The sequence below is a fragment of the Kitasatospora sp. NPDC094028 genome (assembly GCF_049543595.1).
In the GTDB taxonomy this organism is placed as follows: domain Bacteria; phylum Actinomycetota; class Actinomycetes; order Streptomycetales; family Streptomycetaceae; genus Kitasatospora.
This window is the reverse complement of the sequence record NZ_JBMVFA010000054.1, coordinates 18551-39692: the sequence shown is the minus strand read 5'-3', so window position 1 is coordinate 39692 and position 21142 is coordinate 18551. Positions and strand designations below refer to the sequence as shown.

Annotated in this window: 15 protein-coding genes; 4 read left to right on the top strand and 11 right to left on the bottom strand. The window is 73.1% G+C overall.

The genetic code is table 11. The features are described from left to right. Positions 1-201: 201 nt before the first annotated feature. Positions 202-6288, bottom strand: a complete 6087-nt coding sequence (locus ACPC54_RS40120; protein ID WP_498972361.1) for a glycosyl hydrolase family 18 protein — start codon at positions 6286-6288, stop codon at positions 202-204. A gap of 115 nt (positions 6289-6403) precedes the next feature. Continuing rightward, on the bottom strand, positions 6404-6931 hold the full coding sequence (locus ACPC54_RS40115) for a MarR family winged helix-turn-helix transcriptional regulator (protein ID WP_498972359.1): 528 nt from the start codon (positions 6929-6931) through the stop codon (positions 6404-6406). 83 nt (positions 6932-7014) lie between these two features. Between ACPC54_RS40115 and ACPC54_RS40110 the strand changes: the two genes are divergently transcribed. Then, entirely contained in the window at positions 7015-8319 is a 1305-nt protein-coding gene (locus ACPC54_RS40110; RefSeq protein WP_498972357.1) for an MFS transporter, read from the top strand. A gap of 10 nt (positions 8320-8329) precedes the next feature. On the opposite strand, the gene ACPC54_RS40105 is transcribed toward ACPC54_RS40110, so the two are convergent. Both ACPC54_RS40105 and ACPC54_RS40100 read right to left on the bottom strand, forming a co-directional pair. Beyond that, positions 8330-9241 carry an alkaline phosphatase family protein gene (locus tag ACPC54_RS40105; protein ID WP_498972355.1) on the bottom strand — a complete coding sequence of 304 codons (912 nt, stop codon included), beginning with the start codon at positions 9239-9241 and terminating at the stop codon, positions 8330-8332. Between the two features lie 82 nt (positions 9242-9323). Further along, a complete protein-coding gene (locus ACPC54_RS40100; protein WP_498972353.1) occupies positions 9324-10319 on the bottom strand; it encodes a phospholipase D-like domain-containing protein in 996 nt (331 codons plus the stop codon). Between the two features lie 291 nt (positions 10320-10610). On the opposite strand from ACPC54_RS40100, the gene ACPC54_RS40095 reads away from it, so the two are divergent. Then, complete coding sequence (locus ACPC54_RS40095; protein WP_498972351.1) at positions 10611-11900, top strand: serine hydrolase domain-containing protein; 1290 nt, start codon at positions 10611-10613, stop codon at positions 11898-11900. Between the two features lie 185 nt (positions 11901-12085). On the opposite strand, the gene ACPC54_RS40090 is transcribed toward ACPC54_RS40095, so the two are convergent. Together ACPC54_RS40090 and ACPC54_RS40085 are read right to left on the bottom strand one after the other, a co-directional pair. Beyond that, complete coding sequence (locus ACPC54_RS40090; RefSeq protein WP_498972349.1) at positions 12086-12772, bottom strand: sigma-70 family RNA polymerase sigma factor; 687 nt, start codon at positions 12770-12772, stop codon at positions 12086-12088. A 159-nt stretch (positions 12773-12931) separates the two neighbouring features. Continuing rightward, positions 12932-13324: a hypothetical protein gene (locus tag ACPC54_RS40085; RefSeq protein WP_498972347.1), complete on the bottom strand. Its 393-nt coding sequence runs from the start codon at positions 13322-13324 to the stop codon at positions 12932-12934. A 318-nt stretch (positions 13325-13642) separates the two neighbouring features. Here ACPC54_RS40085 and ACPC54_RS40080 point away from each other — a divergent pair, with 318 nt between their 5' ends. Both ACPC54_RS40080 and ACPC54_RS40075 read left to right on the top strand, forming a co-directional pair. Further along, positions 13643-13930, top strand: a complete 288-nt coding sequence (locus ACPC54_RS40080) for a hypothetical protein (protein ID WP_498972346.1) — start codon at positions 13643-13645, stop codon at positions 13928-13930. Beyond that, positions 13927-14070, top strand: coding sequence for a hypothetical protein (locus tag ACPC54_RS40075; protein ID WP_498972344.1), 144 nt, complete (start codon positions 13927-13929; stop codon positions 14068-14070). Before ACPC54_RS40080 ends, ACPC54_RS40075 begins: the two co-directional genes overlap by 4 nt. 86 nt (positions 14071-14156) lie before the next feature. Here ACPC54_RS40075 and ACPC54_RS40070 read toward each other — a convergent pair whose 3' ends face one another. The 5 genes from ACPC54_RS40070 to ACPC54_RS40050 all read right to left on the bottom strand — a co-directional run bounded on the left by ACPC54_RS40070 (position 14157) and on the right by ACPC54_RS40050 (position 21142). Continuing rightward, complete coding sequence (locus tag ACPC54_RS40070) at positions 14157-15245, bottom strand: VWA domain-containing protein (protein ID WP_498972342.1); 1089 nt, start codon at positions 15243-15245, stop codon at positions 14157-14159. Between the two features lie 213 nt (positions 15246-15458). Further along, positions 15459-18818, bottom strand: a complete 3360-nt coding sequence (locus ACPC54_RS40065) for a right-handed parallel beta-helix repeat-containing protein (RefSeq protein ID WP_498972340.1) — start codon at positions 18816-18818, stop codon at positions 15459-15461. A gap of 141 nt (positions 18819-18959) precedes the next feature. Next, the gene (locus tag ACPC54_RS40060; protein WP_498972338.1) at positions 18960-19157 is read right to left on the bottom strand and encodes a hypothetical protein; all 198 of its coding nucleotides are present in this window, start codon (positions 19155-19157) and stop codon (positions 18960-18962) included. Between the two features lie 219 nt (positions 19158-19376). Continuing rightward, positions 19377-19796: a hypothetical protein gene (locus ACPC54_RS40055; RefSeq protein ID WP_498972336.1), complete on the bottom strand. Its 420-nt coding sequence runs from the start codon at positions 19794-19796 to the stop codon at positions 19377-19379. Positions 19797-19900: 104 nt separating this feature from the next. After that, the gene (locus tag ACPC54_RS40050; RefSeq protein WP_498972334.1) at positions 19901-21142 is read right to left on the bottom strand and encodes a sensor histidine kinase; all 1242 of its coding nucleotides are present in this window, start codon (positions 21140-21142) and stop codon (positions 19901-19903) included.

The window sequence follows — 21142 nt, the reverse complement described above, 5'->3', positions numbered from 1 at the left end:
CTCCCCGCCGGCGCCACCGGGACGGCGAGCGGCCCGGCCACCGGCACACCCGGTCCGGCGACGGTGTCCGGCACCCCCGCGCCCGGCGGCACCCCCACCCCCCCCCCCCCCCCCCCCCCCCCCCCCCCCCCCCCCCCCGGCCCCCCCCGCCCCCCCCCCCCCCCCCCCCGGCCCGGCCCCCCCCCCGGCCGGTTCCCACTCCTACGGGGCCGGGCTGAGTTTCTTCCAGGGCATGCCGCCGTTGGCTTCGGCGGTGCCGGGGGCGGCCGTGGTGTACCACTGGGCGTACCAGTAGGAGCCCTGGTACTTCACGAACGCGGCCGTCGAGGCGGCCGGGTCGCCGGTGATGAGGTGGGTCTCGCGCGCGGTGGAGCCGCCGGACACCTCGATGTCGTTGCCGCCGGCGGAGCGGAGCTTGAACAGGCCGTTGTGCTTCGGCCCGCCGGGCGCCCCCTCACTGCCGTTGTCGGCGATCGGCACGAGCTGCCACGCCTGCTCGGTGCGCCCGTCGCACGGGAGCGAGGCGAGGTCCTGCCGGGAGGCGGTGGCGGTCAGGCACCGGCCGCCGCTCGCCACCGTGTACCGGCCGCCGCCCACGTCCTGGATCGCCCAGTACTGGTTGGGGTTCTGGTCCATCGCCTCCACGAGGTGGGCCCGGGACTGGTCGGGGTTGTTGTCGATCATCATGGGCCGGCCGGCCCGGCTGTCGCCGTACTCGAACTGCCAGCCCTTGTCACCCTTGTCGTACATCCGCCACAGCCGTCCGCCGTCCGGCCGGTAGACCTGGCCCTGCTGCCAGTCCGGTGCCTGGCAGGAACTGCCCGTGGCCGGGGCCGGCGGGGTCACCGTCCGGACGTCGCGGCGCTGGTCGCCGGTCGAGCCGTACTCCTGCCCGCCGATCCTGAACGTCACGTTGGCGGGCCCGGTGATCGGCAGGTAGTACTTCAGGTCGATGTCCCGGGAGGTGCCGGGCGCCAGGTCCTCGCAGTAGCCGAGGGTGAGGGTGAGCCGGTGGAAGTCCCCCTTCAAACCGCCCGTGTTGGGGCCGGTGTGGCCGGGCACGAGGCCCTTCATCTCCTTGTAGTCGTTGTCCTTGACGACCGGCGGCGTCGACGTGGGCAGGTCGAGCGAGATCTCGGTGCCCTGGGCGAGGGTGACGCCGGAGTTGTTGGTGATCCGCAGCTTCGGCTGGACGGGGTAGAAGTCCTTCTCCCCGGTGGGGAAGTCCACCAGTTCGGCCTTCACGTCGATCACCTCGGCCGGCTGGGGCCTGCCGCCCGCCTTGGTGTTGTCGGCGGCGCCGGCGCCCCTGAAGGCGTTGTCCAGGCGGGTGGTCAGGTCGTAGCCCATGCCCCATTCCCCGCCCGGGCGCTGAGCGTAGTCACCGGCGAGCTCCCAGATCATCGCGCCGCCGATGCCCTTGTCGACGATGTACTTCGCCTTGGCGTCGACCGACTTGTCGTTCTCGGTGGACAGGAACACCTTCTTCGCGTCGTTCCACAACCAGGACGCCTGGAGCGCGTCCGAGTACTTCTGCGCGTACGAGCCGCTCAGCTGCCCGGACGGCAGGCCGGTGTCGACGCCGTAGGAGCGCAGGTAGCCGGGGGTGCGACCGTCCTGCAGGTTCCTGGTGTGCCACAGCGGGTTCGACCCGGCGCCGACCTCCCGCTCGTTCTCCAAGTCGTGCCAGATGTTGTCGATCCCCACCGCGCCCAGCCCGCAGGACTGCGCGTTGACGGGCCCGCGCCCACCGGTGCCCAGCGGGCACTGCGCCTGGTCCGGCATCGACGCGGTGCCCCACAGCCCGTCCGTGCCGCCCTGGACGTCGCGCCAGCCACGGGAGTAGTACGGGATGCCCAGGTTGATCCGGCCGGCCGGCAGCGCGCCGCGGTAGTAGTGGTAGGCCCAGTCGACGTTGAAGTAGCCCTCCTTCTGGAAGTCCTTGGTGTCGGGCGCCTGGTCGTTGTAGATCCCGGCGTCCGCCAGCTCGTTGTCCCGCCCGTCGTCGTACAGCGGGGCCTGCGGGCCGACGAACTTGTTCCAGGAGCCGTGCAGGTCGTACGTCATGACGTTGACGAAGTCCTGGTACTGCAGCGCCTGCCCCGCGTCCAGCCCCCGCACCAGGTAGCCGGAGGAGGAGCCCGCCGAGGTCAGCAGGTAGTACCGGCCCTTGTCCGCGCCCGAGCGGTCGAGCTTTTCCCGCAGCGTCTTCATCAGGGCGTTGTAGCCCTGCTGGAGGCCCTTGCGGCGCGGGTTGGACACGTCCCAGTCCTGCGGGTTGCCGGTGTTGGGCAGCGCGGTCGGGTACTCGTAGTCGATGTCGACGCCGTTGAACCCGTACCGGTCCAGGAAGTCGCTGACGGAATCCGCGAAGGCGTCGATGCCCGCCTGGTTCACCGACCCGTCGGCGTTGGTGGTCATCGCGTAGAAGTTCCGCGTACCCGCCCAACCACCGACCGAGATCAGCGTCTTCACCGCCGGGTGCTGCTTCTTGTACGTGTTCAGCAGGTTGAAGTGCCCCTTGTACGGCAGCGACGGGTCCATGGCGTTCTTCTCGCCCGGCCAGGTCATGCCGGTCGCCGGGTTGGCCGGATCGTTCGGGTCGCCGATGCTGATCCGGTTGTCCGTCACGTTCGCGAACGCGTAGTTGACGTGCGTGACCTTCGACCAGGGGATGTTCGACGCCAGGTACTTCGGGTCGCCGTTCTTGCCCGCGCGCCAGCCGGTGAAGTAGCCCACCACGCGCCGGGTGCGGTCGTTGCCGACCCACTCGCGGCCCGCGCCGTCGTACACGTCGCAGTAGCGCGCGGCCACGCCCGGGGTGGGCGTCATGCCCTCCGGGCGGCAGTCGCCGGAGGCGGCGGGCTTGGTGCCGCGCCCGTCCTGGGCGGCGTCGAACGGGTCACCCGCGTCACCGCCGTCCGGCTGGCCCACCGGGCGGGCGGACAGCTGCCACTTCTGCGCCGCGGAACCCAGGCAGTCGTAGAGCTGCAACGGCTTCCCGGTGTCCGACCCCGGGACATCCAGACACTTACCGGTGGCCGGGTTCCGCAACTCCTGCCGCGCCGAGTAGAACCACTTCTGGGCCGGGGAACCGTTGCACGTGTAGAGCTGGACGGCCGTCCCGTTGTCGGCGTGGCCGCCGTCCACGTCCAGGCACTTGGCCAGCGACTGCAGCGAGCCGTCGTCCGCCACCGTCCACGCCTGGCCGTCGGAACCGGCGCAGTCCGCCAGCCGCACCGGCGTCCGGTCGTCCCGGCTGCCGCCGCGCGGCTCCACGCACATGCCGGCCAGCCCGCGGATCGTGCCGACCTGGGTGCCCGTCCCGGTCTCCCGGAGCTTCCACCGCTGGGCCTGGCTGTTGGCGTCACACGCCGTCACCGCGAGCGCCGAGCCCGCGGCACCGGCGGTCAGGCAGCCGCCGTCGGCGCTGCTGACCAGGGTGTACCAGCCGGCGCCGGCGCCCTTGGGCTGCCACACCTGGTTGGCGTTGCCCTCCTGGGACTCGACGAGGTGGGTGGTGTGCGGCCCGGGATCGTGGTCGACGACCATGCCCGGGTCCAGCGAGGAGACGATCCGCCAGTTCCCGCCGCCCAGCGAGCGCATCACCCAGCGCTGGGCGCCGGAGCCGGCGGGCGCGGCGGCCTGGACGCTCGTCCCGGCGGCGGTGCTGCCGCCGCTCAGGTCCACGGCCATGCCGGTGGCCGAGCGCAGCTCCACCTGCTGGCCCTCGCGCGGATCAGTGCCGGAGGCCGGGTCGCGGGGGGTGATGATCACGTCGTCGGGGTACTCGATGTACCAGAGCTGGTTCTCCTTCAAGTCCTTGGCACAGGGCTCGTTGCTGACCCAGTTCTCGCCCGCGGACCGCTTCGCCGGGTCCTGGGCGAGACACCTGGCCAGGCCCAGGTACAACGCGACCCGGCCGTCGCCCATCTGCTTCAGGGACCAGGTGCGCGGCTCCTCGGGGGCCAGGTACGCCCAGGCGTTGTAGCGGTCCATGAAGCGACCGTTGCGCTGCGACTGCAGCGAGATGCCCGAACCCACGTTGTGGAGCAGCCACCGCTGGCCGGGCCGCTGGTCGTCTTGGCGGGTGACGAGGTAGCTGTCGGGCTTGTCGTTCCCCGAGCTGTCCTGCTCCACCTTGTCGTCCAGCACCAGGTTCGTCGCGACGTTGCGCAGCCGGATGATGCCCTCGCGCTGCGCGGACGCGTCGGGGGTGACCTTCATGCCGTCGTTCGACCCGGCGCAGTTGAAGATGTACCGGTCGGAGCCGGGCGCCGCCTTGCCGAAGTCGGTCAGGCACTGCGACAGCGCCTGCTGACCGAACGCGTTGGGGTGAACGGCCTCCTGGAGGTCGCCCTGCGCGTTACCGACCCACCCGGCACCGGGAACGTAGGGCACCCACCGGAACCACTCCGCCTTCGCCGCCGACAACGGAGCGGCATTGCTGTTCGCGTCCGTCGCCTGCTCCGCCGTCTTCGCGCACAGCTCGTGCCCGGCGAAGGCGTCCTGGACGTTCAGGAACTTCGCGCCGGCCGTCCCCGCGGCCTGCCGCAGCATGCCGGTGATGCGGGGCACCATCGAGTTGCGGGCCCACTCCGCGTCCACGTCGCGGAACGGGCAACCCCCGCTGCTGAACCGGCTGAAGCTCGGGCCCTGCGCGTAGCGGAAGTCGTCCGTGGCGGGAAGGGGGCTGGGGTACGACTGGAGCACGAGTTGGTAGTTCGACTGGCCGGAGGCCGACATGACACGGCGGATCTCGGTCAGCGTCTTGGTGACGTCGGCCCGCACCGTGTCGAGCTTCCCGCTGAACACCCGCTCCGCGTCCGGCACGCAGGTGGAGTTCAGAGCGGTACTGAAGTAGGCCTTGGCGCACGCCGACATGATGCCGGAGAAGTTCAGGTCGTTGCCGCCGATGGAGACGACGACCATCCTGATGTTGTTGGTGCGGGCCAGGTCCGCCAGTTGCTGGATCTGGGGCTTCTCGTCGTTGCGCGACCTCGTGAGGATGTCCTCCGTCGTCGCGCCCGAGCAGGCGATGTTGAACCGCCGCCCGACGGGAATGCCCTCGAAGTCCGTCCCCTTGATGGGAGCCACGTCCGAACGGTCGCACCGGTTGCCACCGTTGTCGTAGGACGTCGCGTCGTACACGCAGTCCTGCTTGCTGTCCTGGCAGCGGGAGCGCCGGTCCGTTCCCCAGACGTCCCCCTCCTGCTTGGTGAGGGCGTTGCCCGCCCACCTACCGCCTTCTCCGGAGATGTAGCTGTCGCCCATCGAGACGATGGCCGCCGGCTTTCCGCAGGCCTTGCCGTGGGTGGCGGCGATGGAACGGGGAACGGGCTGCGAACCGCCGCAGTCCTCGACACCGAACCACACCGCGTGGTGATCGGAGTAGGGCTTGTCCAGGCGATAGCCCAGGTAATCCGCCGGGGGCTGGGCGCTGCTGATCGCGTAGTCCAGGTTCTTTCCGCTGCCGTCATCGGGGTCCGGGCGCGGGGCCGGGTACGTCTCCGCATCGGAATCCACGAGGTGTGCCCCGCCCAGGTCGGCGGGCGTCCACGACCTCGCGATCCGGTTGAAGTCACCGAGCACGGTCCAACTGTCGGTGCCCGCGTCCGCCCTGGCCGCCGCGATGCGATTATTGGTGTCACCAACGTCGTTCGAGTTGTTCGCGCCGTGCACGCTGTAGAACCACGTGTTGCCACCCAGCCTGATGCCGAGCATGGGCTTGGGAGCGTCTGCTCCCCGCACGTTGACGGCCGGGCCGATGACATGAACGTTGTTGACGTTGAACGGGACGTTCAGGCTGCGCTTGACCACGAAACCGAGGTTCCTCGTGGCGGTCCCGTTCTGGGTGGCAAGGAAGAACAGGTCGTAGTCCTTCGCCTGGACGAACGGCTTCTCGCACTTGGCCACCGTCCACTGCGCTGTCTCGTCGGTGTCGACAGTCGGCAGGTAGCTGGCCTGGGTGTTGAGCAACTGGGGGGTGCCGCAGGGAACTCTGCTCCCCAACTCCTGGAGCGCCACCACGTCGGGTGCATCCTTGGTATTCAGGAGGTCGGCCTCCAGATTTCCGCCCTGGCCGTCCGAAGTGCCGTCCCAGCGGTCCTGGTTCCTCATGTTGAAGGTGGCCGCCGTGTAGGTGTCCATGGCGGCGACGGCGGGCGCCCCCTGCGTGACCGCGAGGGCCTGCAACAGGCCCACGACCAGCGCCAGTCCCAGCAACTGGCCCAAGGCCCGCAGTCCGCCCGGCCGGCGTACCCGCCCGCTCAGCCCTTGCATGTCCATGTACTCCGCTCCTCGATGGACTTCTTCACGCGCGGAGCGTGGCGGAGCGGCGTATACAGCTGATCAACGCGCGGTGGACGAAGCCCGCGAGCGGAGTGGGCGCGAGCAGGGGCGATCAGCGAGAGGGATCCGCCTCCTGGACCAGGGTGACCTTGCGCAGCAGGTCGGACAGGGTGCGGCGCTCGTCCTCGGTCAGCACGCCGAGCAGCCGGTGCTCCTCGCGGCCGACGACGTCCAGGGCCTCGTGCCAGGCGGCGCGGCCCGCGTCCGTGAGGACGACGTCGACCTTGCGCCGGTCCTCGGTGGAGGGGGTGCGGGAGATGTAGCCGCGACGCTCCAGGGTCTCCAGGCGGCCGGTGATGGAGGCGGGGGCGAGGTTGAGGTCGGCGCGCAGGTCGGAGGGGGCGGCGTGGCCGCCGCGGCCGGCGAGGACGTGCAGGGTGTCGAACTCGTGCTTGTGCAGGCCGTGTTCGGCGACGCCCTGTTCGCGGACGCGGCCGAGGTGGTGGGTGAGCCGCCACATCCGGGTGACGGCGCCCTCGATGTCCGGGTCGAGCTCGGGCAGCACCGGGAGCCAGCGGTCGACGTGGTCGTCGGTCTTGTCGCGGGGGGCGGTCGGCTGCTGGTTCGAGTGCTCGGGCATGGCTCGAAGTCTACAAAGAGACAGATCTGTCGCCGCCAATATATTCGTTGCCGAAATTTCGTCACCGAAATACAGTGCTCCTCATGTCCCAACCCCCCGCATCCCCGCACCCGTTGCGCCTGCGCGACTTCCGGCTGCTGTTCATCGGCCGGACGGTCTCCGTCCTCGGCGACGCCGTCGTCCCCGCCGCCCTCGCCATCGCCATCACCCGCGCCACCGGCTCCTCCGGCGCGCTCGCCCTCGTGCTCGGCTGCGCGATGGTGCCCAAGCTGCTCCTGCTGCCCTTCGGCGGGGTGGCCGGCGACCGCTTCGACCCGCGCCTGGTCGCGCTCACCACCGACCTGGTGCGCGCCGCCGCCCAGCTGCTCGTCGGCCTCGAACTCCTCGGCGGCCGCCCGAGCCTGGCGCACATCGCCGTCGCCGAGGCGGTCGGCGGCGTCGCCTCGGCCTTCGCCATGCCGACCTCCGCCCCACTGGTCCGCGGCACCGTCCCGGACGCGCACCGGCTGCGCGCCAACGCCCTGCTCGCCTCCGCCGCCAGCGCCGCCCGCCTCGGCGGCCCCGCGCTCGCGGGTGTCCTGGTGTACACCGCCGGGCCCGGCTGGGCGTTCCTGCTCGACGGCTTCTCCTTCGTGCTGAGCGCGGCCCTGCTCACCCGGATCACCGTCGCCCGCGTCCCCGCCGAGCGGAGCTCACTGCGCCGGGACCTCGCCGAGGGCTGGAGCGAGGTGCGCGCCCGGGACTGGTACTGGACCAGCCTGATCGCGCACGGCGTGTGGAACGGCGCCAGCTCCGTCGCGCTGACCCTCGGCCCGCTGATCGCCGCGACCCGGCTCGGCGGGGACGGCGCCTGGGTGGCGATCACCCAGGCCTCGGCGGTGGGCCTGCTGGCGGGCTCGCTGCTCGCCGGGCGGGTGCGGCCCCGGCGCCCGGTGCTCGTCGGCAACCTGGCCCTCGCGCTGTACGGGCTGCCGCTGGTGGCCCTCGCCGTCCCGACGCCCGCGCCCGTCACGGTGGCCGTCTACGCGGTGGCGCTGGCCGGGCTGGGCTTCCTCAACCCGGTCTGGGAGACGGTCGTCCAGCAGGAGTTCCCCGCCCACGTGCTGGCGCGGGCCACCTCGTACGACTGGCTGCTCTCGCTGGCGGCCGCGCCGCTCGGGTACGTCCTCGCGCCGCTGGCCGCCGACGCCTGGGGCAGTCGGGTGCCGCTGCTGGCCGCCGCCGCGCTGGTGGTGCTGGCCTGCGCGGGCACGGCGGCGGTCCCGGGCGTGCGCCGCTTCGGCGCCGCACCCGCGCGGCCGGAAGCCGCGCAGCCCGAGCCGCGGCCCGACGCCGGGGAGCCCGGGCCGGCGGCCGCCGAGCAGCCGCCGACCCCAGTCAATTCCTAGCCCCGGAAGGTCAGTTCCAGATGCCGGTGACGTCACTCGCGGTCGCCGCGTTGCCCGCGTGGCTGGTGGTGCCGGCCAGGTCCTCCAGGGTGCGCAGCACGTTGTAGTGGTTGTAGGTGGTGGACGAGCTGCTGCCCGGGGTGACGTGGGCGCCGTAGAACACGGTCGGGATCCGGTTGCCGGACAGGCTGTTGTCCTCGTCGAAGGTCACGACGAGCAGGCTGTTGTGGGTCTGCGCCCAGGTCGCGTACGCGCCCAGGTTGTTCTTGATCCAGTTGTCGCCGGTGCCGATCGAGCAGTCGTGCATGTCGCTGCACAGGTTCGGGATGACGAAGGAGACCTTCGGCAGCGTGGTGTAGTCGGTCGGGAACTGGGCGAACGTCTTCGCGGAGTTGAGCGGGACGTTGCCGAAGCCGAACCACGGGTTGTGCTTCTGCGCGTACTTGCCGCTGCTGCACGTCGTGCTGCCCTGGCTGGGCAGGGACTCGTTGTAGCTGGCCCAGGTCCGGCCGGCGGCGAGCACCTCGGAGGCCAGGTTCGGGGTCTGGAACCCGCCGACGACCACACAGCTGTCGTCCGTGGTGCCCTGGGTGGAGCCGGAGAACAGCGCGTAGTAGTTCGGCTCGCTGGGGTGGGTGATGGCGTAGGACTGGGTGAGGTTCGCCCCGCCCGCCTTCAGGGTGTTGTTGATGTACGGCGCGCTGCTGCTGCCGATGATCTGGGAGTAGGAGTGGTTCTCCATCACCACGACGATGATGTGGTCGGGCGTGGGCAGCCCGGCCGCCTGCGCCTCGGTGGCGGTGACGGCCCAGAGGCCGGCCGAGGCGGCGACGAGCGCGGCGGCGGAGCCGATCGCGGTCGCGGCGCGGCGGGAGGTCTTGTGCACGGGGGTGTCGTTCACGGGCTTCGCGGACGGAGTCATGACGAAATCCTCGGGTGGAGGGCGGCTCCGCGCGGAGCCGCCCGGACGGGGGTGAGGGTCTGTCGTTCTTCCGCCAACGCGCCTAGTACGGCAGGCCGTTGGCGAAATCGGTGGCGAAGGTCGACTCGACGGTGGTGAGCACACCGGAGTCGCCGACGATCAGGCCGAGCTCGCGGTTGCCGTTCAGCGAGTTGTCGGAGAAGTTCTCCGAGCCGGCGAACACCTTGGCCGAGGAGGTGCCGTAGTCGGCGACGACGGCCTTCGCGTGGATGTACAGGCCGGTGGTGGAGGAGTAGGTGACGACCCGGGCGCCGGCCGCGGTGACCTGGTCGAAGGCCCAGCCGTACGAGCTCGGGTTCATGCCGACGACGCGCACGGTGACGCCCCGGTTGGCGGCCGCGGTGATCGCGTCCACGAGCGCCTGGTCGCCGAACTCCAGCTGCTCGACGTCGAGCGAGGTCTGGGCGCCGTTGATCAGGGCGAGCAGGCGGTCCTGCGAGTCGGTGGGCGACCAGACCAGGTTGTCGCCGTCCGAGGGGGTGACGGCGGTCTTGGCGTAGTCGGCGGCGAAGACCTGCTCGATCGCGGCGACGTCGTTGGCGTCGCTGTCGAAGACGCCGTAGTCGCGGCTGCTGCTGTAGTACGTGGAGTCCAGGTTCCCGGTCAGGATCAGGGACTTGGCGCCGTCCACGGTGAGGGTCTTCTGGTGGGTGTAGACGTACGCCGAGGAGGAGTACGTGACGCCGACGCCGGCGGCCGAGAGCGCGGAGTAGGCGGCGCCGTTGACCGAGGTGTGCTGCCCGTCCAGGATCACCCGGACCTTGACGCCGGCCCGCTTGCGGGCGATCAGGTCGTTGACGGCCGTGGTGTCGCGCAGCTCGTACATCGTCACGTCGACGGACTTCGTCGCCGAGTTGATGAAGTCGTGGACCACGCTGTGGCTCTGGTCCGGGAAGACGATCGCGGAGTACGTGCCGGAGGCGACGGTGGCGGCCTGGGCGCTGCCCGCGGCGGATATCAGGCCGGTGGTGGCGAGCAGCAGGGCGCCGGTGCGGCGCGCGAAGGTGGCCAGGGACATGGGGGCTCCACGGTCGGTGAGGGGGAAGGGGAAGTCGGCCCGGACGCGGGGTGGTTCGGGGCCGCGCGGGCCGCTCGAACAGCATGGCGGGGCCCGGTCAACGCGGGTAGATGACGGGAGGTAAAGCCTTGTCCTCCGTCCGGAGAACGGACGGTGCGCCCCACCGGCCCCGAGCGCAACGGACGGTCCGCGCGCACCGGTTCAGGTTGCCCGCCGGCCGCCGGACAGCCGATAGTGGATCTTCGATCGACGCGGTCCGACGCCGCGTCAGCCGACGAGAGACCGAGGAACATGGCGAAGACCAGCCTTCTGCGCCCCCTGGCGGTGGCCGCCGCCGCGGCCGTCCTGCTCGCGACCGGTGCCGCGCAGGCCACCGCCGCCGAACCGGGCACCGCCGCCGCGGCCCCCGCGCCCGACACCGCGGGCGTGCTCGCCGCCCTGAAGGCCACCCAGGCGGCCGGCGCGCCCGGCGCCTTCGCGGTGATCCGCGACCACGGCGACACCGAGTCCGTGCGTTCCCTGACGGTCGGTCAGGCCGACCTCGACGGCACCCCGATGAACTCCTCGTGGAGGTTCCGGGTCGGCAGCAACAGCAAGATGTTCGCCTCCGTTCTCGTGATGCAGCTGGCGGAGCAGGGGCAGATCGACCTCGACAAGCCGCTGCGCGACTACCTGCCCGCCGGCACCCTCCCGGAGGGCTGGACCATGACCGGCCGCCAGGTCATGGAGCACCGCGCCGGGATCTACGACCACACCAACGACCTGCTGGAGCAGGCCGGCGAGGAGACCACCAGCGCCTTCGAGGCCCGCATCCGCACCAACGTGTACGCGCCGGCCGACCTGGTCGCGATGTCCGTCAAGCACGGCGTGCAGTACACCCCGGGCAGCCGCTACTCCTACTCCAACACCGACTTCGTGCTGATGGGCCTCGCCGTCGAGCACCTCACCGGCCGCCCGTACGCGGACGTGCTGCGCGAGCGGATCATCGAGCCGCTCGGCCTGCGCCGCACCTCCTTCGTGGTGCCGGACCAGGAGATCACCGGCCCGCACATCACCGGCTACCTCACCAACGACGACCGCACCAAGCCGCTGCTCGACTCCACCGAGCAGACCGCCTCCTGGCTGTGGGCCGCCGGCGGCGTCATCTCCTCCGCCGAGGACATGGACCGCTTCCTCGGCGCCCTCGTGGCCGGCAGCGCGGGCGGGCTGGTCAGCGACGACTCGCTGAAGCAGATGACGGCCGCGCTGCCCACCCCCACCGCCAAGATCAGCTACGGCCTGGGGCTGCGCCGGATCTCGCTCTCCTGCGGCGACGTGTACGGGCACGGCGGCATCGTCCAGGGCTACCAGACGCAGTCCTTCACCACCCCGGACGGGCACCGCAGCGTCGTGGTCTTCGCCAACGCCTCCAACAACGGCTCGGTGACCCAGGGGCTGATGGGCGCGCTGGAGCCCGCGTTCTGCGGCGCCAAGCCGGCCGCCGCCGCGCCGCGCCTCAACCAGCGCAACTCGGTCGCCCCGAACGGCGGCGCGGGGGCCGTGGACCGCTCGCTGCCGGTGGTCGAGGACACCCGGATCTGAGCCCGCCTCCCGGGCACGACGAACCGCCCCTCGCCATCGCGGCGAGGGGCGGTTCGTCGTGGGGGCGGTTCCCGGTCCGGCCCGCCGAGGCCGGCTGAGGCCCGGTGAGGCCCGCTGGTGCGCAGTGGCTCCCGGCGGCGCCCGTTGGTGCCCGCTGGCGCCCGTTGGTGCCCGCCGGCGCCCGGTCAGACCGTCCCGGCGGCGGCCGACCGGGCCGGGGCGTAGCCGTGCTCGGCGGCCAGCACCGGGCGCAGCGCCCGGATCGCGTAGAAGTTGCGGGACTTGACCGTTCCCGGCGGCACCCCCAGCCGGGCCGAGGCCTCCTGCACCGAGCGGTCCTTCAGGTGCAGTTCGACCAGCACCTCGCGGTGGTGCTTCTGCACCCGACGCAGCGCCAGCGAGATGTCCCGGGCGACCACCACCTGCTCGTACGGGTCCTCGGCCAGCGGGCGGTCCTCCGGCGTCTCGCCGATGACCTCCTTCGCGCGGGCGGCGGCCATCCGGTAGTGGTCGATGGCGATCCGGCGGGCCACCGTGAACAGCCACGGGCGGCTCTGCTCCGGGCCGGCGGCCAGCGCCTCCGGGTGCTGCCAGGCGCGCAGCAGGGTCTCCTGCAGGATGTCCTCGGCCTTGCCGCGGTCGCCCCCGGTGGCGCGCAGCAGGGAGCGCAGCAGGTAGCCGCCGTGCAGGCGGTAGATCTCGGCCAGGGTGTCCGGGTCGAGGGTCGGGCGCGGCTGCACGGCGGGCGCGGCGGCGGCGGGAGCCTCGGGGGCCTCGGGGCCGGTCCCGGAGCTGGAGGCCTGGCGCTGGGCGGGAATCCGGACAACCTCGGCGCCGGGCGTGGACTGGGCGACGGACGGCTTCGACGACACGCGCTACCTCTCAGGTCGGGCTGGAGCACCGCTCGGGCACGGGGGGACCTCTTCCGGTCGTCCCCACTGCCGGCGGCCGTGGCAGCAGCCTGCCGGGCAGCGCAAATGCGCCACCAACGCTCCGCTAACGCCCCGCCGAGCCGTCCGCTAGCGGGCGCCTCAGCGGCCCTCCCCGCGGTGGTCCCGCTCCTCGTCGAGGGCCCGGACCAGGTCCTGCACACCGTCCTCGCCGCGGCGCTCGATCAGCACCGCCACCCAGCGCGTGAGCAGTTTCCGGTCCGCCGTCGACCACCCGGCCGCGGCCGGGTGCTCGTCCACCACCAGCGCCGCGGCCACGCCCAAGAGCTCTGGCAGCGGCAGGGGCACCGGCCCCGGCCCGGAGCTCGTCGCCTCCCCCGACACTTCCCCCAGCGCCAGCCGCCGGGCCACCGCGATCACCTCCGCCGCCGGCCGCTCCGGCACCGCCAGCACGGGCGGCGCCGACCGGGTCGGCTCCGGTCCGCGCACCAGCGCCGCCAGGTACTCCCGGGCCTGCGCCTCGTCCGCATCCATCGTCGTTCCTTCCCCGTCCCGCACGCGGGACTCGCACCGGTCCATGGCCGGCGGCACTCGACGGGCGCCGAGTGTCACCGGGAGACCGTAGCGAGTGGCGGCCCCTCCGGCAGGGGATTTTCCTCGTACGACCGGCCCGGGCGGAGCCGCCCGGGCCGGGTTTCGGCCACAGCCGTCCGAGCTGTGGTACGGGCACGCCCCGGGCCGCCCCGACCAGCTCAACGCGCCCTCGGCGGAAGGCGGTTCAGCTGAACCGGCAGCGGCCTGCGGGCCGTGGTGTCCGGTAGAGGGACGGCACCACACCCGGGAGGACAGCCGATGGCCCGCTCCGACGCCACCGCCTCCACCGGAACCGCCTTCGACTGCACACCCGCGGTGTGGCCGGAACCCGTCCCGCTGGTGCCCCGGCGGCCGCTCGACCCGCTCGGCACCGTGCTGATCCCGCCCGCCGAACGGCGGCTGTTCACCCGCGCCGAGACCGCGCCACTGGTCACGCCGATGGGCGTGCCGGTGGCCGCATCGATGCCCACACCGATGGCCGTGCTCCTGGCCGAGCCGGCGCCCCCGCCGGGCCCGGCGAACGCCCCATCGCCGCCGAGGAGTTGACGGCGCACTTCGCCACCCGCTGCCGGGGCGCCGTCGCGCTGCCGCTGGCCGACCCCGCCGCGCTCCGCCCCCGCGCCCGGCTCGCCCTCCTGGAGGCCGCCGCCCTGATCGGCGACGCCATGGCCGAGGGCCCGCGGTAGACCCTCCGAGCACGACGGCGGCACTCCCCCGGCCTCGTGTCGCAACCCGGAGGGGGCTGCGGCGACGGCGGCGAGGGCGCTCCCGGTCAGAGCATGACGAGCAGCTTGGTGCCGGGCACCAACTTGCGGTTGACGGACGTCGACTGGACGAACACGGTGTACGCCGGGTTCTCGCCCGGCTTCACCGTGGCCTCCGCGTTCGGCAGGCCGAGGAGCCGGCGGGCCGCCGGGCCCGAGAACACCCGGCCGGTCATCCGGCCGGTGGCCGGGTCCTTCTCCGCCACGGCGATCTGCTTGCTGCCCTGGATCTTCTCGCGCTTGGACAGCTCGTAGAAGGCGCAGCCGGTCGTGTACGCGTGCCCGGCGGTGGTGACGAACTCGCGGATCGGCAGCTGCTGGTCGACCGGGACCAGGATGTACTTGCCGGTGTCGAGCGCGTCCAGGTTGGCCGTCACGTCGGCGGTGCTCAGGTCCTGGCCCATCGCGAACAGGTTCCTGGTGCCGCGCACGCCCTGCTCGCGGCCGCGCAGGAAGCTGGTGGCGGCCGACTTGACGGTGCCGATGGCCTCCTCGACGCCCTTGCTGGAGTCCGCGTCCCAGATCGCGATGTTGCCCGCCGGGAAGCCGTACTCCTGCGCGGTGCGCTTGGCCAGCGAGTTGGGGACCAGGATCGCCGACGTCCAGTGGTCGGGCAGTTCGTCCATCGCGCCCTGGATGCGGCCGAGCCAGTTCTTCAGGACGGCGGAGCCCCGGCCGCCCGTCCTGGTGTGCATCTCGCCGCTCTCCGAGCAGCCGGAGGCGTTCTCCTCGCCGTCGGTGACGACGACCTGGAGGAAGGAGTGCTCCCCGTAGCCCTCCCAGATGTTCTTCAGGTCGTCGATCGACTTCACGGCCGCCTCGATCAGCGCCGTCGCCCCGTTGTCGACCGAGTAGAGGCCGCGCAGGGACGGCAGGTGCTTGACGTCCATGTCCCAGACCAGGTTCTGCACCTGGTGGTCGAAGGCGTAGAGGCTGATCCGGGTCTCGTGCCCGAGCCGGTCGGACTCCTCCTGGAGGCCCTTCACGAACTCGTCCACCACCCGGACGAGCTGGGTCGCGTGCGGCCCCATCGAGCCGGACTTGTCGACCACCAGCGAGACGTGGTTGACCTTGTGCTTGATCCGGTTCGCGGACATGGTCCACCCCTTTCCCGACGCCTTCCGGCGCCCCCTCCGTCGTTGTGTTCCCACACTATGAGGGGGCACTGACAGTGCGTTCCCCGTCCTGCGGCAGCCGGCCCGGGCGCCAGCCGCGGGCGCGGACACGGGGGCCGAGGACGGCCGCGGCGGGCCCGGCCACGGGCAGCAGCAGCGCCGCGACGAGCCCGAACGCCCCGGCCGCCGCCGTCCTCACGCCTGGCCGCCGATCCGGTCGGCTGGGATGTCCTGCGGCAGCAGCAGGCTGAGCTCGTCGAGGTCGGCGACGTCGAGGCGGGCGAGCCGGCCGGCCTGGCGGGTGATCATCGCTTCCAGGACCTGCCGGGCGAAGCGCCCGTTGCCGAAGGAGCGGTCGCGCGAGGCGGCGCCGAACAGGCCGGCCAGGGCGGCGAGGGTCTCCGGGGTGCAGTGGTACCCGGAGGTCTCGGCCTGCAGACGGACGATGGTGACGAGTTCGTCGTCCGCGTAGTGGTCGAAGGTGATCTCGCGGGAGAACCTTGAGGCCAGGCCGGGGTTGGAGGAGAGGAAGCCGCGCATCTCGTCCTCGTAGCCGGCGACGATGACGACGACCTCGTCGCGATGGTCCTCCATGAGCTTCATCAGGGTGTCGACGGCCTCCTGTCCGAAGTCGCCGCCGGCGCCTCCCCGGGGGGTGAGGGTGTAGGCCTCGTCGATGAACAGGACGCCGCCGCGGGCGCGTTCGAAGGCGTCGCGGGTGAGCTGGGCGGTGTGGCCGATGTAGCGGCCGACGAGGTCGGCGCGGGCGGTCTCGACGAGCTGGCCGGAGGGCAGCACGCCGAGTTCGGCGAGGAGTTCGCCGTAGAGCCGGGCGACGGTGGTCTTGCCGGTGCCGGGCGGGCCGGCGAAGACCAGGTGGTGGCTGATGGTGGCGGCGGGCAGGCCGGCGTCGAGGCGGCGGCGGGTCTGCCGGGTGAGGTTGACCAGGTCCTCGACCTGCTGCTTGGCGGCGGCCAGGCCGACCATGTCGCGCAGCCGGTCGAGCAGGCCGGGCGCCTGGGGCTCGTCCTGGCCGGCGGCGGCGCGGGCGGCCGCGGCGGCGGCCTCCTCGCCGACGTCGGCGGGCAGCAGCCGGGTGAGGTCGGCGTTGTCGAAGTGTTCGAGGGCGGCGAGCCGGGAGGCCTGCCGGTCGACCATCTCCTCGAAGACCTTGCGGGCGGCCCGGCCGTTGCCGAAGTCGGCGCCCTTGGGCATCCGCTCGAAGTGGACGGTGAGGGCTTCGCGGGTGCCCTCGGCGAGTTCGTAGCCGTGCCCGCCGGAGGCGTGTTCGACGATGGTGGTGAGCTCGTCGACGCTGTAGTTCCGGAACTCGACGGTGCGGCTGAACCGGGAGGCCAGGCCGGGGTTGGAGGCCAGGAACTCGCGGATCTCGGTCTCGTACCCGGCGACGATGACGACCAGGTCCTCGCGGTGGTCCTCCATCAGCTTGACCAGGGTGTCGATGGCCTCCCGCCCGAAGTCCGGCCCGGTGCCGCCGGAGCCGGCCGACAGGGTGTACGCCTCGTCGATGAACAGCACGCCGCCCAGCGCCTCCTTGACCACCTCGGTGGTCTTGAGGGCGGTGCCGCCGATGATCGAGGCGACCAGGTCGGCCCGGGCGACCTCGACGAGGTGGCCGCTGCGGAGCACGCCGAGTTCGGCGAGGATCGCGCCGTACAGCCGGGCCACGGTGGTCTTGCCGGTGCCGGGCGGGCCGGCGAACACCAGGTGGCGGCTCATCGGCAGGGCGGGCAGCCCGGCCTGCTCGCGGCGCCGGGCCAGCTTGTTGAGGTTGACCAGGGTGGCGACCTGCGCCTTGACGCCCTCCAGCCCGACCAGGGTCTGCAGGACGGCCTGCGGCCCCTGCGGCCCGGCCGCGGCCGGCTGCGGCTGCCCCAGCGCGTCGCCGCCGTGCGCCGCGGGGTCGCCGGGGGCGGCGGTCGCGGTGGCGGCGCCGTGGGCGTCCGGCGAGCGGTTGTCCCGGCTGTCGAGGTTCTCCACGGCGAGGCGGTCGGTGGGCTCGGTCTGCCGCAGCCCGGCGCCCTCGTTCTCGGCGGCCAGGCAGTCGGTGAGCCGTACGGGCTCGGCGGACTCGGAGCGCAGCCCGTCCACGGTGTTGCCGGTGAGCCGGCAGGAGGTCAGGGTGGCGCGGGCGCCCGGCAGCAGGTGCAGGCCGTGGCGGCGGTTGGCGCGCAACCGGGCCCGGGTGGCGGTGAGTTCGCCGCCGCGTTCGACGCTGACGCCGTCCTGGGCGTGGTCGGCGGCCTCGACGTCACGCAGGGTGGCGACGCCCTCCGGGCCGACCGAGACGCCGCAGGCCCGGCCGCCGCGCAGCAGGCTGGCACCGAGGTAGGTGTTGGCGCCGTCGCCGATCCGGACGCCGTGCTTGCCGGAGTCGAGCACGGTGGCGTCCTCGATCCGGCCGCGCCCGTCGCGCAGCACCTCGATGCCGTGCCCGCCGGCGGCGGTGACGGTGGTGCGGCGCAGCAGCGGGTTGGCCCCCTCGCGGACGACGATGCCGGTGCCGGCCGGGCCGTGGACCTCCAGGCGGTCGAACTCGGCGGCGCTCTCCCCGGTGAGTTCGACGCCGTCGCCCTCGCCGTCGCGCACCACGGCGCGCAGCAGGCTGGGGCCGGCCGATTCGCCGACGTGGATGCCGGCCTGGGCGGCGGCGGTGACCTCGCAGTCCTCCAGGGTGCCGCGGGCGCGGCCGGCGATGTGCAGGCCGTGGCCCTGGGTGCGGGCGGCGCGGCAGCGGCGCAGCAGCGGGTCGGTGCCGTTGGTGAGCACGTAGCCGTGGCCGCGCACGGCGGTGACGGTGCAGTCCTCCAGCACGACCCGGGCCGTGGAACCGACGAAGACGCCGAGTTCGGCGTCGCGGATCCCGGTGCGCACCAGGCGGGTGCTGCTCTGCTCCTCGATGGCGACGGCGGGCTTGTCGGTGGCGGAGATCTCGCAGTCCTCCAGCACGCCGCGGGACTCGCCGTTGGCGCACACGCCGTTGCCCCGGGCGTCGCGCAGCACGCAGCGGCGCACGGTGGGATTGGCGCGCTCGCCGATGACCAGGGCGGAGGTGCCGAGGTGCTCGACGACGCTGTCCTCGATGACGCTGGAGCCGGTGGAGGTCTCGACCAGGCCGGCGCCGGCGGGGTTGACGACCCGGCAGCCGCGCATGGCCAGTTCGCCCTGCTGGCGGGTGAGCACGGCCGTCCAGGAGTTGCCGACCACCTCGCAGTCCTGCACGGCGAGCTGCCCGCGCGGGACGTCGACGGCGGGCAGGTCCTCGTCCTGCCCCTGTAGCACCAGGCCGGTCAACTGGACGGCCTCGGCAAGTACTTGGACGACCGAGCCGCGCCGGGGGCTGATCCGCACGCTGCCCCGCGCGTCCTCGGCGGTGATGCTCACCACCTTGGTGAGGACGAGGTTCTCCTCGTACCGGCCGGGGCGCACCGAGATCACCGCACCGCTGCGGGCGGCCTGGACGGCCTCGCCGATCGTGCGGTAGGAGCCGGGCTCCTGCCGCTCCGCGCAGACCGTCAGCACCGGGCGCGACATGCCTGGGTTCCCTTCGTCGTGTCGTGGAGGTCCCGGGCCTCGCCGTGCAGGTCCGGGGCCGGCCGGGTCAGGGCCGGCCGGGCCGGTCACGGCGTGGTCGGGGCCTGCTCGGGGCGTGGTCAGGGCGTGGTCAGGGCGTGGTCAGGGCGTACAGGTCGCCCGGACGGCGCTGGCGGCGTGGTGGGCGTACGTCTTGCCGTCGCCGGACCAGTCCAGGCCGCGGGTGTGCAGGGTGACGGACAGCGCACCACGGTACGCGTAGCTGCCCGCATCCACCCAACTCCCCTGGTTGGCGGTCTGGTTGATGCTGAACGAGCCGGCCGAACCGCCGCTCTGCACGGTGTAGAGGGTGGGATTGCCGCCGTCTCCTCCTCGGCCGCCAGCGCCCAGTTCACCGCCGGGAGTCGGAACCCGGCCGAGCCCGAGGCCCCCGACCCGCGGCGCTTCTCCTCGCCCACCATGCTTCCCCTGCGTTCGACGACACTCCTGTGGGGAGCTACGGGCCAGGCGGCCGCCCGGGTTCAGCCGCCTCGACGGCGGCCCGGGGGCGGCGTACCGCTACCCGGCCGTCCACACCGGTTCGGCCGCCGCCTCCGGCGGGGTGAGCACGAAGGACGCCGCCTGCTCCAGCACCCCCGGTTCCGGCTCGGGCCACGGCCCGTCACCCTGCTCGCGCACGTGCGCGAGCAGCTCCGGGTCGGGCGCCAGCCCGTACTCCTCCAGGTAGTACGTCACGGTGTCGGTCCAGATCCACCGCCCGTCGGTGCGAAAGCCCATCGGGACGACGCCCTGACGCCGCGGGTCGACCACGTCGTCCATCAGCATCGGGGTGAGCAGCACCGCCGTGCCCGCGTGCAGGTACCGGGCGACGGCCTCCCGCGCGCCGCCCGCCGCGAGCCGCGGCCGGTCGGGCGCGAAGCCCGGCCCGGTCACCGGGTCCACCGTGTCGAACACCGCCGCCGGCCGGAAACCGCCCATCCTCCGCACCCCTTCCACCACCGGGGCCGCACCCGGGCCCCACGCCCGGAACCACGGCCGACCGGCCGACCGGGGTTCACCCATGGCGCGCGCCGGCCCGGCCGTCAGTTCGGCGCCGCGGGCTCCGGCGCGGGATCCGGCGCGGGGCTGAGCGGCAGGGTGGCCGCGACGCGGAAGCCGTCGCGGTAGGGCCCGACGGTCAGCTCGCCGCCGAACAGGGCGACGCGTTCGGCGAGGCCGAGCAGGCCGTGGCCGGTCGACAGGGCGCGGCCGGGCCCGGTCCGGGGGCGGCCGGCGCCGTCGTCGACCACCTCCAGGCCCAGCACGTCCGACCAGTCGATCCGGACCACCGCCCGGCTGCCCGGCCCCGCGTGCTTGGTCACGTTGGTGACGGCCTCCTGCACCAGCCGGTAGGCCGTCAGGTCGACGCTGTCGTCCAGGTGCGCCGGGGTGCCGTGCACCTCCAGGTCGACCACGACCCCGGCCTGCCGGACGTCCTCCAGCAGCGCCGCCAGGTCGGCGAGACCGCGCCGCCCCGCACCGCTCTCCACGGTGGCGTCGGCGGTGCGCAGCAGCCGCAGCAGCCGCCGCAGCTCCCCCATCGCGCCCCGGCCGACCTCCTCGATCCGGTCGAGGGCGTCGCACGCGCCGGCCGGCAGGGCGGGCCCGGCGGCGCGGGCCGCCTCGGCCTGGAGCACCATCACGGCCACCGCGTTGGCCACGATGTCGTGCAGCTCCCGGGCGATCCGGGTGCGCTCGTGCCGGACGGCCCAGCGGGCGCGGGCCAGCTCGCGGCGGTCCCGTTCGGCCGCCTCGGCGACGGCCCGGCCCCACACGCCGACGCCCCAGGTCGCGGCCGTCACCGGCAGGTAGAACGCGACGCCGGCGATCAGCGCGGCCGTGCGGTAGCCGGGCGCCGCGAGGTGCTCGACGGTGTACCAGACGGCCAGCCCGGCGGGCACCAGCGCGAACGCGAGGGCGGCCAGGGCGGTGGTCCGGCCGCCCGCGCGGGCGAGGGTGTAGAGCGCGACCAGCACCCCGAAGTACGGCGTGAACTGGAAGTCGGTGGTGATGGTCAGCAGGTCCGCGCAGACCGCGACCGCCCACACCACCGCGAACGCCGGAACCGGCCGGCGCCGCCGGTACAGCAGCGCCAGGAACTCGGGCAGGCAGAGCGCGACCAGCTCCAGCTGCTCGCGCCAGGTGGTGCCGGGCGCGACCGGGTCGCCGAAGAAGAACGCCTCCGGGACGATCACGGCCAGGGCGAGGGCCGCGTCCTGCAGCCGGGTGGACCGCAGCCAGCGCCGGCGGTCGGCGGCGGGCTGCGCCTGCGCGACGGTGCTCAC

Bases quoted from the DNA above. Each gene is read 5' to 3' on its own strand.
- ACPC54_RS40055 (WP_498972336.1), bottom strand. From the start codon at position 19,796: ATGGGCGGTTTCCGGCCGGCGGCGGTGTTCGACACGGTGGACCCGGTG.
- ACPC54_RS40110 (WP_498972357.1), top strand. From the start codon at position 7,015: ATGTCCCAACCCCCCGCATCCCCGCACCCGTTGCGCCTGCGCGACTTC.
- ACPC54_RS40120 (WP_498972361.1), bottom strand. From the start codon at position 6,288: ATGGACATGCAAGGGCTGAGCGGGCGGGTACGCCGGCCGGGCGGACTG.
- ACPC54_RS40070 (WP_498972342.1), bottom strand. From the start codon at position 15,245: ATGTCCGCGAACCGGATCAAGCACAAGGTCAACCACGTCTCGCTGGTG.
- ACPC54_RS40100 (WP_498972353.1), bottom strand. From the start codon at position 10,319: ATGTCCCTGGCCACCTTCGCGCGCCGCACCGGCGCCCTGCTGCTCGCC.
- ACPC54_RS40105 (WP_498972355.1), bottom strand. From the start codon at position 9,241: ATGACTCCGTCCGCGAAGCCCGTGAACGACACCCCCGTGCACAAGACC.
- ACPC54_RS40115 (WP_498972359.1), bottom strand. From the start codon at position 6,931: ATGCCCGAGCACTCGAACCAGCAGCCGACCGCCCCCCGCGACAAGACC.
- ACPC54_RS40065 (WP_498972340.1), bottom strand. From the start codon at position 18,818: ATGTCGCGCCCGGTGCTGACGGTCTGCGCGGAGCGGCAGGAGCCCGGC.
- ACPC54_RS40095 (WP_498972351.1), top strand. From the start codon at position 10,611: ATGGCGAAGACCAGCCTTCTGCGCCCCCTGGCGGTGGCCGCCGCCGCG.
- ACPC54_RS40085 (WP_498972347.1), bottom strand. From the start codon at position 13,324: ATGGATGCGGACGAGGCGCAGGCCCGGGAGTACCTGGCGGCGCTGGTG.
- ACPC54_RS40080 (WP_498972346.1), top strand. From the start codon at position 13,643: ATGGCCCGCTCCGACGCCACCGCCTCCACCGGAACCGCCTTCGACTGC.